The 13,416-nt window shown below is 60.2% G+C and carries 12 protein-coding genes; 6 read left to right on the plus strand and 6 right to left on the minus strand.

From position 1 onward, the window contains the following. Window positions 1-216: 216 nt before the first annotated feature. Genes J5M66_RS18900 through J5M66_RS18910 form a run of 3 tightly spaced genes read left to right on the plus strand, consistent with a single transcriptional unit; the run spans window position 217 to window position 3,782 of the window. On the plus strand, window positions 217-876 hold the full coding sequence (locus tag J5M66_RS18900) for a paraquat-inducible protein A (RefSeq protein ID WP_056790348.1): 660 nt from the start codon (window positions 217-219) through the stop codon (window positions 874-876). Then, the gene (locus J5M66_RS18905) at window positions 863-1,486 is read left to right on the plus strand and encodes a paraquat-inducible protein A (RefSeq protein WP_071173597.1); all 624 of its coding nucleotides are present in this window, start codon (window positions 863-865) and stop codon (window positions 1,484-1,486) included. Before J5M66_RS18900 ends, J5M66_RS18905 begins: the two co-directional genes overlap by 14 nt. Beyond that, a complete protein-coding gene (locus tag J5M66_RS18910) occupies window positions 1,479-3,782 on the plus strand; it encodes an MlaD family protein (protein ID WP_016773187.1) in 2,304 nt (767 codons plus the stop codon). Before J5M66_RS18905 ends, J5M66_RS18910 begins: the two co-directional genes overlap by 8 nt. 176 nt (window positions 3,783-3,958) lie before the next feature. On the opposite strand, the gene mksF is transcribed toward J5M66_RS18910, so the two are convergent. From mksF to mksB, 3 genes are read right to left on the minus strand one after another with little or no spacing between them, the layout of a single operon-like run. Beyond that, window positions 3,959-6,799 carry an Mks condensin complex protein MksF gene (gene mksF / locus J5M66_RS18915; protein ID WP_207809665.1) on the minus strand — a complete coding sequence of 947 codons (2,841 nt, stop codon included), beginning with the start codon at window positions 6,797-6,799 and terminating at the stop codon, window positions 3,959-3,961. Next, complete coding sequence (gene mksE, locus J5M66_RS18920) at window positions 6,796-7,497, minus strand: Mks condensin complex protein MksE (protein ID WP_016773189.1); 702 nt, start codon at window positions 7,495-7,497, stop codon at window positions 6,796-6,798. The genes mksF and mksE overlap by 4 nt, the downstream gene beginning before the upstream one ends. Then, the gene (gene mksB, locus J5M66_RS18925) at window positions 7,487-8,767 is read right to left on the minus strand and encodes an Mks condensin complex protein MksB (RefSeq protein WP_160768349.1); all 1,281 of its coding nucleotides are present in this window, start codon (window positions 8,765-8,767) and stop codon (window positions 7,487-7,489) included. Before mksB ends, mksE begins: the two co-directional genes overlap by 11 nt. Before the next feature lie 242 nt (window positions 8,768-9,009). Here mksB and J5M66_RS18930 point away from each other — a divergent pair, with 242 nt between their 5' ends. Both J5M66_RS18930 and rimI read left to right on the plus strand, forming a co-directional pair. After that, a complete protein-coding gene (locus J5M66_RS18930) occupies window positions 9,010-9,756 on the plus strand; it encodes an energy transducer TonB (RefSeq protein ID WP_110602976.1) in 747 nt (248 codons plus the stop codon). Further along, window positions 9,749-10,201: a ribosomal protein S18-alanine N-acetyltransferase gene (gene rimI / locus J5M66_RS18935; RefSeq protein ID WP_039761243.1), complete on the plus strand. Its 453-nt coding sequence runs from the start codon at window positions 9,749-9,751 to the stop codon at window positions 10,199-10,201. The genes J5M66_RS18930 and rimI overlap by 8 nt, the downstream gene beginning before the upstream one ends. 121 nt (window positions 10,202-10,322) lie before the next feature. On the opposite strand, the gene J5M66_RS18940 is transcribed toward rimI, so the two are convergent. Beyond that, window positions 10,323-10,727: a serine kinase/phosphatase gene (locus J5M66_RS18940; protein ID WP_122611786.1), complete on the minus strand. Its 405-nt coding sequence runs from the start codon at window positions 10,725-10,727 to the stop codon at window positions 10,323-10,325. 140 nt (window positions 10,728-10,867) lie between these two features. Between J5M66_RS18940 and can the strand changes: the two genes are divergently transcribed. Beyond that, window positions 10,868-11,512: a carbonate dehydratase gene (can, locus tag J5M66_RS18945; RefSeq protein WP_039761245.1), complete on the plus strand. Its 645-nt coding sequence runs from the start codon at window positions 10,868-10,870 to the stop codon at window positions 11,510-11,512. A 9-nt stretch (window positions 11,513-11,521) separates the two neighbouring features. Here the strand turns inward: can and J5M66_RS18950 are convergent, their stop codons facing one another. Continuing rightward, window positions 11,522-12,046, minus strand: a complete 525-nt coding sequence (locus tag J5M66_RS18950; protein ID WP_110602981.1) for a lysine methyltransferase — start codon at window positions 12,044-12,046, stop codon at window positions 11,522-11,524. Between the two features lie 173 nt (window positions 12,047-12,219). Beyond that, window positions 12,220-13,392 carry a hypothetical protein gene (locus tag J5M66_RS18955; protein ID WP_123444151.1) on the minus strand — a complete coding sequence of 391 codons (1,173 nt, stop codon included), beginning with the start codon at window positions 13,390-13,392 and terminating at the stop codon, window positions 12,220-12,222. Window positions 13,393-13,416: the final 24 nt, after the last annotated feature.

Consider the following 13,416-nt stretch of genomic DNA (forward strand, 5'->3'; position numbering starts at 1 on the left):
AGCAGTGAAACGATGCATCGCCGATGGTAGTGTGGGGTTTCCCCATGTGAGAGTAGGTCATCGTCAAGATTAAATTCCGAAACCCCAATTGCGAAAGCAGTTGGGGTTTTGTTTTGCCTGCGAGAAAGTTTTCAGCGCTGTGGCGAACAAAATTGCACAGTTATTTTCGAAGCAGAACACTAGAATAGCCCCATCTTTATCGGAGTCAGAGCCTGTATGTCAGAATCGGTTGACGCCCCCGGGCTGTCAGATTTACCGCTGGAAGACTTGATAGCCTGCCACGAGTGCGACTTGCTGATGCGCAAGCCGACACTTGCCCATGGTGAAAAGGCCCTATGCCCGCGTTGTGGTTATGAGTTGTACGCCCACCGCCATAACGTGGTGCAGCGTAGCCTCGCCCTGGTAATCGCCGCGTTATTACTTTACGTACCGGCAAACTTTTTACCCATCATGCAACTCAATATCCTCGGGCAATCTTCGCAGGATACGGTCTGGAGCGGCGTGGTCGGTCTATTCAGCACCGACATGCAAGGTGTGTCGATCGTCGTCTTCCTTTGCAGCATGGCCATACCGTTACTCAAGTTGCTGTGCCAGCTGTTTGTGTTACTGACGATTCGTTTCGATGTCGGCCGAAGCTACGGTTTGCTGCTCTATCGTATTTACCACCACCTCCGAGACTGGGGCATGCTCGAGGTCTACCTCATGGGCGTCCTCGTTGCGATCGTGAAGCTGGCGGATATGGCAGCAATTACCGTCGGCCTCGGGCTGGCATGTTTCATTGGCTTGTTGTTGGTACAAGTCTGGCTGGAGGTGGTGATGTCACCGCATCAGATCTGGCAGGCATTATCAGGAGAGGATGCCCATGCGGGCGATTGATGCGGGCATTCTGGTGTGCACCGAATGCCACGAATTGAACAAGCAGGAAGCTGACGTCGATGAGCAAAGCTGTACCCGCTGCGGCGCGCAGGTTCACGCTCGCCGCCCCAACAGCCTGACCCGCACCTGGGCGCTGTTGATCACGGCAGCCATTATCTATATTCCGGCCAACGTCTTGCCGATCATGACGGTCAGCTCTCTGGGCCAGGGTGAGCCGAGCACCATCATGTCCGGCGTGATTGAACTGGTGCAGCACGGCATGATTCCGATCGCAAGCGTGGTGTTCATCGCCAGTATTCTGGTGCCCACGTTCAAACTGGTCGGCATCGCGTTGTTGCTGTTTTCCGTGCAGCGTCGGCAGCCTTTGTCGGCCCGTCAGCGCATCTGGATGTACCGATTCATCGAGTTCATCGGCCGCTGGTCGATGCTCGATATTTTTGTGATCGCCATTCTCGTGGCGGTCGTTAACTTCGGCCGTATAGCCAGTGTCGAAGCCAATTTGGGCGCCGTCGCCTTCGCCTCTGTGGTGATTCTGACGATGCTCGCCGCAGTAACTTTCGATCCCCGACTGATTTGGGATAACACGGAGTCGGACGACGACCATGACTGATTTGCCTGTAGCGAAAACCCGACCGGCTTCGAACTGGTCGGCCATTTGGGTGCTGCCTCTGATCGCTTTGATCATCGGCGGCTGGCTCGGCTGGCGTGCTTATTCCGAGACCGGTATCGAAATTCAGGTGCGCTTCGAAAGCGGCGAAGGGATCCAGGCCAACAAGACCGAAGTGGTCTACAAAGGCATGCCGGTCGGCAAGGTCAAGACGCTCAAGCTCGACGATGAAGGCAACTCCAAAGGGGTGATCGCCACCATCGAAATGAATAAGGACGTGGAACAGTACCTGAAGACCAGCACACGGTTCTGGCTGGTCAAACCGAGCGTGACCCTGGCCGGTATCACTGGTCTGGAAACGCTGGTCTCGGGTAACTATGTTGCGATCAGTCCCGGTGAAGGCGAGCCGGTTCGCAAGTTCAAGGCTTTGGCCGAAGAGCCGCCACTGTCTGACGCCAAGCCCGGTCTGCACCTGACCATCAAGGCCGATCGCCTCGGTTCGTTGAATCGCGGCAGCCCGGTGTTCTACAAGCAGATCAAGGTCGGTCAGGTCAAAAGCTACGTGCTTTCCGAGGATCAGAGCACCGTTGAACTGAAGGTGTTCATCGAGCCGACCTACGCCAAACTGGTGCGCAAACACACACGTTTCTGGAACGCCAGCGGCATCAGCATCGACGCCAACCTGTCCGGTGTGAAAGTCCGTAGCGAGTCCTTGGCCAGCATCGTCGCCGGTGGTATCGCGTTCGCGACGCCGGAGAATCGCAAGGACAGCCCTGCGACCGATCCCAGCCTGCCATTCCGTCTCTATGAAGACTTCGACGCCGCCGCTGCCGGGATTCGCGTGAAGGTCAAACTCAGTGATTTCGAGGGCCTGCAGGCGGGTCGCACACCGGTGATGTACAAAGGCATTCAGGTCGGCAACCTGAAAGCGCTCAAAGTCGATCCGGACCTGAACAGTGCAACAGCCGAGCTGACCCTTGATCCGTTGGCCGAAGACTATCTGGTTGAGGGCACGCAGTTCTGGGTGGTCAAGCCTTCGATTTCCCTGGCGGGTATTACCGGCCTGGAAGCGCTGGTGAAAGGTAACTACATCGCCGTGCGTCCGGGCGACAAAGGCGCTGCGCCGAAACGCGAGTTCGAAGCGCGACCGAAAGCTCCGCCGCTGGATCTGCGTTCGCCGGGCCTGCATCTGGTGTTGTTTACCGATTCGCTGGGTTCGATCGATGTCGGCAGTCCGATTCTGTACAAGCAGGTCAAGGTCGGTTCGGTGCAGAGCTACCAGTTCTCCCGAACCAAGAAGCAGCTGGTTATCGGCGTGCACATCGAGAAGGAATACGAAAACCTGGTCAACGCCTCGACGCGCTTCTGGAACGTCAGCGGCATCACCCTCACCGGTGGCTTGACCGGCGGCATTCAGGTCAAGAGTGAATCTTTGCAAACCCTGATGGCCGGCGGTATCGCCTTTGAAACGCCGCAAGCCAATGCGCCGTTGAAGAAACGCATACCGCGCTTCCGTCTGTTCGCCGACCACGATGAGGCAAACAAGAAAGGCGCGGTAGTGACGATCAAAGTTGATCGCGCTGACGGCTTGAGCAGCGGTACGCCGGTACGTTTCAAGGGGCTGGATGTCGGCAAGATTGAAAGCGTCGATCTGACCGATGACATGCAGTCGGTAATCCTCACCGCACGCATCACCGAAGTACCGGAAAAGATTGCGCGAGTCGGCAGTCAGTTCTGGGTGGTCAAGCCGGAGCTGGGCCTGATCAAGACGCAGAATCTGGAAACGCTGGTCACCGGTAAATACATCGAAGTCCAGCCGGCGGCGAAGAATCTCGGCCCGCAGAAGAACTTCGTTGCCTTGGCCGAGGCGCCGGAAGTCACCAAGCAAGAAGCGGGTCTGAGTCTGGTGTTGAGCGCTGCCCGTCGCGGTTCGCTTAAGCCTGGCGTACCAGTGACCTACCGTGAAATCACCGTCGGAAAGGTGACCGGTTATGAATTGGGCCAGACCGCTGACCGTGTGTTGGTGCACATCCTGATCGAGCCGAAGTACGCGCCACTGGTGCGTAGCGGCAGCCGCTTCTGGAACACCAGCGGCGTGGGCTTCGATTATGGGTTGTTCAAAGGCGTGACGGTGCGCACCGAGTCGCTGGAGACACTGATTCAGGGCGGGATTGCCTTCGCCACCCCGGACGGTGAACGCATGGGCAATCCGGCTCGGGCCGAGCAGACGTTCCCGTTGTTCGACAAATTCGAGGATGAATGGCTGACCTGGGCGCCGAAGATTCAGCTTGGTAAATAGCAGCGTCTGTTGAGACGCCTTCGCGAGCAGGCTCGCTCCCACAGGAGAACGCATTCCAATTGTGGGAGCGAGCCTGCTCGCGAAGGGGCCAGCCAAATCAACACAAAATCCAGGCGATAAAAAAGGGCCGCGATCCCATCAGATCGCAGCCCTTTTTTGCCTTCAGCTAAAGCCGATCAAACCGCATCCAGCTCCGGCTCATCGGCCTGCACATTCAGCGTGGCCTTGACCACATCATGGCGGCGAATGTACTTCCAGTCCGCCTCATCGATGTAGATCCCGGCCGGGCCGCTGCCGCCTTCCAGGTCGATTGCGACACTGGCGCAGACTTGCGGCTTCACACTCGCCAGAATCGGCACGAAGCCCAGTTGCAGACTGGTTTCCAGCAGCGCCGCCTGGTTCTTCTCGTCGATGTCCGCCGCCTCGTCGAGGTAGTACGGCAGACGCACTCGGCCGGCCAGGTCGCGATCCATCAAGTGCAGCAACAAGTACATGTTGGTCAGCGCCTTGATGGTCATGGTCGTGCCGTTGGACGCCGCGCCGTCGATGTCGGTGTGGATGACTGGCTGACCATTGACCTTGGTGATCTCGAAGGCCAGTTCGAACAAGTCCTTGAGGCCGAGCTGGTTGTGGTTCGCTGCCACCAGCCGCGCGAGGTATTCCTTGGCCTCTTCGTTCTTGTTGTCCTGCTCGGCGCTCTGGCTGAGGTCAAACACCGACAGTGTTTCGCCTTCCTCATACTGGCCGGCGCTGTGGATGATCTGGTCGATGTGCTTGAGCGCTTCCTTGTTCGGCGCGAGGACGATGCGGAAGCTCTGCAGGTTGGAGACCTGACGCTTGTTGATCTCGCGGTTGAACAACGCCAGTTGATGCTCGAGGCTGTCGTAGTCGCTGCGGATGTTGCGCAGGGTGCGGGCGATATCGGTGACCGCCGCGCGCCGCGCCTTGCCCAAGGTCAGCGCTTCATCGGTGCGGTGCGCGTAAGCGTTGATCAGCAGCGACAGACGCCGCTCCATGTCGTCTTCGCTGTCGAACTTGGCCACACCTTTCAGACGCACCTGCGCATACAGCGCCTCGATCTGCCCATCGGCACGCAGCAGACCCTGCCAGCTGTCCTGATAGTCGTTGAGCAGCGGCAGCAGGTTGTCCATCGAATCATCGACCGGATCCATGAACGGCGTTCCGAACGGCAGGTCCGCTGGCAGCAACTGACGACGACGCAAGGCATCGTCGAGGGTGCGTTGCTTGGCTTCCATGTCGGCGATCTGCCGGCCGACCAGTTGCAGCTTGGCCGACAGTTGCTGGACGCGCTCGGTGAAGGCATCGCTGGAGCGCTTGAGTTCGTCCTGCGCGGCTTCCATCTGCGCCAGTTGTTCGAGTTTGTCGTTTTCTTCGGCGCTCAGGGTCTGGGTGCGACGGAAATCTTCCAGCGCCTTCTGCGCGTCCAGCACCTGCTGATAGAGCGCCTCGGTCTGGGTCTTGCTCGCGGCGCGGTCGGCGGCCACGGCTTGCTGGGTTTTCAGTTGCTTGAGCTCTTTTTCCAGACGCTCTTTCTGATCGCGCAACGCGGCGCGGTCGGCCAGCGCTTGCAGGGCCGGCGCCTCGATGTGCGAGATGTCGATCGACAGGCCCGGCACTTCGAAGCGCTCGCCCTTGAAGCCATCAAGAATCAGCTCGACCGATTTGACCCACTCGCCATTCTCGTCGAGGGTGATGCCATGTTCGCCCAGCGGCAGGCTGAACAACGCGCTATTGAACAGACGCATCAGGCGCTCGACGTCCTGTTGCGAGAACTCTTCGCGCAGGCGGGCATAGCTGTTGTTGTCGGCGTGATCAAGTTGTTGCTTCACCGACTTCAGGCGTTTTTCCAGATCGCGCAGACGCTCTTCGAGGTCTTCGGCGCTGAACTGACGCGACTGCGCCAAGGCACCGGCCAATTCATCGTGGGCATCCTTGGCGGCGAGCAATTGTTGCTCGAGCACTTTGACGTCATCGACCAGGGCGAAGCGGTTCTTCAATACCGACAGCTCACCGAGCCAGCGCTGGATGCCGGAAATTTCCCGCTCCAGACGCATCAGTTCCTGGGTGCCGCCGCGCTGATCGTTTTGCAGATCGTCCTGCTCGCGGCGGTAGTGCTCAGCCTGGATGGTCAGCTCTTCCTTGCGCGCCGTGGCGTAGTCCGACCAGGTGCCGAGCAAGGAATCGAGCAGCGGCGACAGGCGATGCAGTTTGCCGCGCAGCACGTCGCGCTGTTTCACGCCGTTGGCCAGCGCTTCAACCAATGGGCCGGCGGCGACCAGCGAGTTGTAGTCCTGCTCCATGCGCCGCACGTCGCGGAAGGCTTCTTCGCACGCGGCGATGTAATCGACGCTGCCCGAACGCAGGCTGTGCTCGAAAGCATCGAGGAACAGTTGCTTGAGCTTGGCCGCGGTGATTTCGCGCATGTGCAGCAGGTTGATGAACAGCGCGCGGAATGTCTTCAGGCTCTGCTCGCTGGTGGAGCGCAGCGGGATCAGCGTCAAGTCGAGCGGGATCGACGTATGGCCGCCAACCAGCAAGCGGCGCAGTTCATCCGGCTTGAGCTCGTAGGCTTTCAGCCCTTCCTTTTCGAGATTGCTGAACAGTTCTTTCTGGCGCAGGCAGGTATCGTTTTTCTGGTAGTGGGCCAGATCGAGCTTGCCGGCGTAGGCGAAGAACTGGTGCCCGAAACCGCCGCCCGGGCCGCGACCGACCACGCCGATCACGTGCGGGCCGTGGGGCAGGTTGACTTCGACGAGGATGTAACTGGTGTCGGAGGCGAAGTAGAAGCGCCGCGATTGTTCGAGGCTGTACTTGCCGAAACTCATGTCCGACATGCGCGCCAGAATCGGGAACTGCAAAGCGTTGATCGACGCCGATTTACCGAGGTTGTTCGCGCCGTAAACCGACAACGGTTCTTCCAGCGGGAACAGACCGAGGCTGTAACCGGCGGTGTTCAAAAGGGCAAAGCGGCGGATGCCGTAGCGTTCCTGGCTCATGCATCGGACTCCTGTTCTTCGGCAATGGCGCGGGCCAGTGCGTCTTCTTCGCTTTCTTCTTCAAATTCGGAAAGATCGAGCGGATCGTCGGTTTCGAGGAATTTCGCTTCGGCTTCTTCGTCGATCAGCACCGGCGCCGGCAGCGGCAGAACGCTGTGGACGCTGGCTGCGAGGTCGCGGTCCTGTTGTACCGACAGGCACACGTCGAGGAAGCGATGCATCGGCGGCAGGAAGCGGTAGACACCGTTTTCTTCGCCGGCAAAACCAAGCTGGGTCATGCGGCGCATGATCTTTTCTTCGAGTTCTTCGACGGTCTGCACTTCGGCCTGAATGAACAGGTCGCGGTACTTGTCCAGCAGCGACGGCAATTCTTCGCGGCCGAGGCTGCCGCCGTCGAGCACGGCGATCGGGTCGCGGCCCTGATCGGCCAGGTGCTCGACGAGGATGAAGGTGAACAGCGCCAGACGCTGGGCGGTCTTGTTCACCGCTGCGGCGGCCATGTCCGGCACGAAATAGTAGAAACCACGGGTGTCGCAGACCAGTTCAAAGCCGAGCGCCTTGAACAGCGTGCGGTACTGGTCCTGGAAATTCGACAATTGTGCGTACAGCTCGGGATCGCGGCGGCTGACGTGGTAACCCTTGAACAACTCGCGGAAGATCGGCGCCAGTTGCGACAGTTCGGAAAGATCAAGATGCATTTGGGATGCTCGCAGAATCCTCGGCGGCGGTGTCGCTGGCCGAGAGCAGGGCGAAGGAGCGCAGGCTGACCTGGTGCTCGTGAGTGTGGTATTCGCGGCGTTCCAGACGCTCGCGCTTGAAGCGTTTTTCCCGCGACAGGCGCGAGAACCAATAAAGCAATTCGTCGGTGGCGCCGTCCGGTTCCTGCTCCAGCAGCCAGGTCATCAGGTCCGGCATCGGCAACGATTCTTCGCAACGATCGACCATCTCGCGCACGGTGCGCGGTGCACGTGGCGCGTCGCCAGCCTTTTGGGTTTTGTGCGCCTTGGGGAAGCGCGCCGGTTTCGGCTCGAAACGCGCCAGCGCATAAACGTAGGCTTCGACCTGACTGGCGCTGCCGAGGAAGGTGCTTTGCGGACGGGTGAACAGCGGCATTGCGGCTTGCGGCACGGCGTCGATGCCTTTACGCCGGATCGCCGCCAGCGCCAGTGCGGCGCCACGGGTCACGGCGTTATGCCGACGCGCTTCTTCACGCAACGGCAGCAGCAGTTCGCGGGCATGGCGCAGGGTCAGTTGCGCGCTGGTCTGCATTTCGAGGATGCGCGCGTGGGTGCGCAGGAGCATGTCGTCATCGACCAGATGGCCGAGACGCTGCTGTTCGCTGAGCATCTTCAGTAGCACCGTTTCGACCTTGCGCACGCCTTGTTCGAAGGCGCCGTCGGCGTTGACCAGATCAATCATCGGCTCGACGTATTCGTCCCACGTCGCCAGTACTTCGGCGTAACGCTGACGCAGCGGAATCTGCCGGTCGCTGGTCTTCGCCCGTTCGGCGACTGCCACCAGGGCCTGTTCATCGTTGTCGAGTTTCTTCAGTACGTCGCGCACGCGCATGTCGAGCAAGCGGAGTTGGCGCGCCAGATCGTTGCCATCACGAACGTCGAAAGCGTCCTGGATGTAACCGGCCAGACGCTCCAGGTGACGCAAATAGGCTTCGATTTCCAGGCACAGACCGAGGCGGTGTTCGCGGCGCAGGTAGGCGAGGAAGTCGTGGATCTGCGCGTTGAGCTCGAAACGGTTCGGGCTTTTCGCCACCGGAACCAGAATATCGAGGCGAATCCACACGTCGAGCAGGCTGGTGATGTCCTGCGGCGTGCTGTCGAGTTGTTGGGCGGCCAGTTGCGTGCGCAGTTCGTTGAGGCTCAGGGTGCCTTGGTCGAAGTGCTCGCACAGTGGCTCCAGAAGTGCCCAGTGTTCAGCGAGGGCGCGCAAGACGCGCTTGGGTTCGATCATCGGAATGGCCGGCTGGTTGGCGATTAAAAGCGGCGATTGTACTGCATCACAGGCGCGGCGATTCACTCTCGGGACGGGCTGTCGCATTCTTTGCCCAAAGGGCAGCGGCGCAGCGCAGCGCGGGGTATCGATCAACAGCGAGCGATCTTGTGCGAAGGGCGGTAGAATCAGCGCACTTTCCGTTATCCACAAGTGGCCGACCTTTGCTTATCGAGTCCCGCCGCCGCGCCTATTTGAACGCCATGCAGGTGGTCAACTGGCTGCCGCGCACCGAACTGCCTTTCGCCGCACCGTCGCGGCCCGAGCTGTTGGAGATGCCCGAGCCTGAGCTTGAGGTACCGGTTGTTCCGGCGCCTCTGGCCGAAGCACCGGCGCAGCCTGCCGCGCGTCAGGCCGAGCGACCGAAAATCGAGGTGCCGCGTCCGTCGCTGGCCAGTACCCGCAACGGCGCGAAACCGGTGGAAGAAGTCGACGACACGCCGGTGGTGGTCAAGCCAGCGCCAGTGCCGCCACCGCGTTTCGCCCTGCAACTGCTGCGCGCCGGGCGTTGCCTGCTGCTGGTCGAGTTACCCACAGGCGAAGCGTTTCAGAGTCGCGATCCGGCCTACCTGCTGCTCAAGGACATGCTGCGCGCCGCCGGTCTGCCGGATGCGCCGCAAATCGTCGGCGAACCTGTGCGCTGGCCGTGGCTCAATCGCGGCACGCTGGATCAAGGCCCGGAAGCGGCGCGCGACTTCGTGCAGGGTTTCCTCTCGGTGCAGATGGAAGCGGCGCCCTGCGCCTGTCTGTGGCTGATCGGCCTGCCGGCGGTGAAATTTGCCGGGGAAGCGGACGCCGAAGCGTTCAATAGCGAATTGCAGATCGAAGGTCTGGGCCTGGCCTGGGCGATTCCCGGTCTGGAACTGTTAATGGAAGAGCCACAGCGCAAGGCCGCTGTGTGGCAAGCCATGCGTCGGCTGATGGCGCGCTGGAAACAATCCGATGAGTGAGGCTGTAACCTTTCGCCCGATGACCGAGGCGGACCTGGACGCTGTGTTGAAGATCGAATACGCCGCGTACAGCCATCCGTGGACCCGGGGGATTTTTCTCGATGGCCTGGGCAAATACCAGATCTGGCTGATGTTCGAAGGGCAGCAGCAGGTGGGCCACGGTGTGGTGCAGATCATTCTTGATGAGGCGCACCTGCTCAATATCACCGTCAAGCCGGAAAATCAGGGGCGCGGGTTGGGGCTGACATTGCTTGAGCATCTGATGTCGCGAGCGTATGCGGCTGAGGCTCGGGAGTGTTTTCTTGAAGTGCGCGACAGCAACACGGCTGCGTTCAAGTTGTATGAGCGGTATGGCTTCAACGAGATCGGCCGGCGTCGCGATTATTATCCGGCGGTGGGTGGGCGTGAGGATGCGGTGGTGATGGCCTGTACCCTGGTTGACTGAGGCCATGTAGGAGCTGCCGAAGGCTGCGATCTTTTGATCCTGTTTTTGTAAGATCCAAAGCAAAATCAAAAGATCGCAGCCTTCGGCAGCTCCTACAGGGGGCAAATTTCAAGTCAGCGGATCAGCGCTTGCCATCCAGCGGATCCAGATCCGCCAGTTCCGCTTCATCCAGCCCGTCACCGCCGCCGATGTCATTTTCATCGACCACGCTCAGATCCCAATCCGCCTGATTGCCCTCGCCGACTTCCTCGGCATCGCGCGCACCATCCTCGCGAATCAACGTTTCCGGGCTCAGGTCATCGTCAGTCGGCTGGTGATCGTCCACCGAGGCCCCGGTCATACCCGCCTCACGCACTCGCTCAGCCGGCATCAATTGTTCACGTTCACGCTCGGGCAGCTCATCGCCGATCTTCGCGCTGGGCTCTTCATCGTCGAAATCCAGCTCGTGCACCGAGCCCATGCGGTCTTCGTTATCATCGATGGGTTCCGGTTGCACCGCATCATAAGGGCGTCGTGAATCAGTCATGGCAATTCCTCATAGTGTGGGCCTTACTGAGTGGACTCACCGGGCGCGCGAGAATTCCAACGAAAACACTTTGCGCTGGCGGCGTGACTTCGACGGGTGGTCGTCTATCAAACCTGCGCATCTTTCTTGAGGCCTTATCCATGCACGATCTACAAGACCTGATTGATAACAACGAGCGTTGGGCTGACGCCATCACCAAGGAAGACCCGGATTTCTTCGCCAAACTGGCGCGCCAGCAGACTCCGGAATATCTATGGATCGGCTGCTCCGACGCACGCGTACCGGCCAATGAAATCGTCGGCATGCTGCCGGGCGATCTGTTCGTGCACCGCAACGTCGCCAACGTCGTGCTGCACACCGACCTCAACTGCCTGTCCGTGATCCAGTACGCGGTTGATGTGCTCAAGGTCAAACACATCCTCGTCACCGGCCACTACGGCTGCGGCGGCGTGCGCGCATCGATGCAGGATCGCCAGTTCGGCCTGATCGACGGCTGGCTGCGCTCGATCCGCGATCTGTACTACGAGAAACGCGAAGAACTGGCCAAGCTGGCGACCGAAGAAGAGCAGGTCGATCGCATGTGCGAACTCAACGTGATCCAGCAAGTGGCCAACGTCGCGCACACCAGCATCATTCAGAACGCTTGGCATCGCGGGCAGCCGCTGTCGATCCACGGCTGCATCTACGGCATCAAGGATGGCCGCTGGAAAAGTCTCAATACCACCATCAGTGGTTTCGAACAGTTGCCGCCGCAATACCGTTTGCGTCCGGTCGGCGCGCCGTAACCGCAGCTTTCAGCTTCGGCCTGGATGCCGCCAGCGCTGTAAAAAGCGCTGGCCTTCAGGCGTGGGTGGTTCGTCGTAACCGGTGATCCAGCCACGGCAGCGCGACGAACCGCAATCGCAGGCGAACTGGCGTAGCAGTTTGTCTTCGGTCGATGCGTAATCGATGCTCAGATGTTCGCCGCTATGGATATCTTTCAAGGCCCACAGCCACAACTCACTCATGTCGAGAAATACATTCGGGTCGCAGGCGTGTTCCAGCACCCCGCAAAAGCGCGGATCGTAAACGTGGATGCCGGTTTGCAACTGGCGTGTCTGTCGACAGCGATAGGGCAGCAATTGCCCCGAAACCCGGCACATTCGGCTGATGCGCAGAAACTCACGGCGCGCGACCACTGCCGTGGCGACGCCTCGTTCGTTGTGGATGATCTGGAAGTCGTCGCAGGATGGAAAACCCAGCCGCACCGGAAGTCCGGCGAACGGATAGATGCCTTCTGTGTCGCGCGGCAGGTGCCGGCCCACGGCTTGATTGTTCATAACGATCCTTGTTGTTGAGTGTTGCCTCCGGGTTGTGCCCATGCCTCGCCAGGCGAAGCATGATTGGATCCAAGCGTCGCGCAATTGAAGGTACCGGTCTACTGTCAAACCTGACAGGCGCGATCACCGCTGGCCCGCGTCAGCATTGGCTGACACGGGGGCTCCGGCAGCGATTACAGAGCGGGTGCGGGCACGGCGGCCGCAGGCAAGGGCGCTTTCAGCTGTTGCAGTTGCGTCTTGACCGGTGGCGTGGCGCACTTGGCAGTCGCTTCTTCGACGCTGAGGTTGCGGATCGAGGTGTAGAACAACTCGCAGGTTTTGACCTTTTGCGTCACTTGCCATGTTTGCGTGCAACTGTTCAGCGTGGCCTGCGCATCGCTGCCCGGCTTGCTGCCCATCCCGGCCTGCCAGCAAGCCGCGCTCAAATCCTGGCCCATGACTTTCAGGCCCGCCGCGTCAGCCTTGGCCTGGGCATCGTCGCCGGTATAGCTCTTCGGATCGGCGGCGTACCAGATATAGCTCGGATGATTCGAGCCGAGCACCGGCACATTCACCCCTTCGCTTGGACTGATGCTTGCCAGACCCAAGACGCCCACCGTCGGCCCATACTGTTCCTTGATCCAGTTGCGCACCGGCGCCCCGAACGCAACCATCGGCAGCGTTGTGCCGCTGGCGGTCTGGCTAAACTGCTTGACCAGCGTGGTCTGGTAATCCTTGAAGTAGTCGTAGACGTCCTCCAGATCCCCGCCGGCATTGGACGGCGCGGCGATCGGCGCGATGTCGATGATGGTCTGGTAAGCCGGCGTCTGCCCGGCGGGGATGCCGTTATCGGTCAGCAACGTCGCCCAGCGATCGGTGGTGTTCGAGCGCAGGTAGTCCTGCGCCTGGGTCAGCGAGTAGTCAGGCGGGAAGTGCAGCAACTCGACGCTCTTGCGATTCTCCAGAGCCATGCCCAACGGCAGGAACAGATACCAGCTATAGGCCCATTTGCCATCGGCATTGAGCTTGCTGGCGCCGGCATAAGCCAGATCGCCGGCGTCGAGCAACGCCGACAGCGGCTTGTCATAGCCGTCCGGCACTCCGGTGATCTCGGCGTAGAGCTGATCGTTGTCGGTCTTCACCAGCACCTTGGCATCGGCGTAACCGTCGCGCTGGACGCTCTGACTCAGGTAGTGAGCAACGGTCTGCTCCAGCGTCCAGTTGCGAAAGCAGATCACGCTGCAATTGTTGGGGTAGGCGAAGAGCCGGGTGACGCGCTCGGTGCTGCCCAGTTTCACGTCGACATCGGCGTGAGCGGCGGCGCTTAGCGTCAGTGCAACGAGGGTAAGTCCTGCGAGTTTGAACATGCTCAGATCCTTTTCAGCGTGGGT

Source organism: Pseudomonas sp. 67(2021) (assembly GCF_017491835.1).
GTDB lineage: Bacteria > Pseudomonadota > Gammaproteobacteria > Pseudomonadales > Pseudomonadaceae > Aquipseudomonas > Aquipseudomonas atacamensis.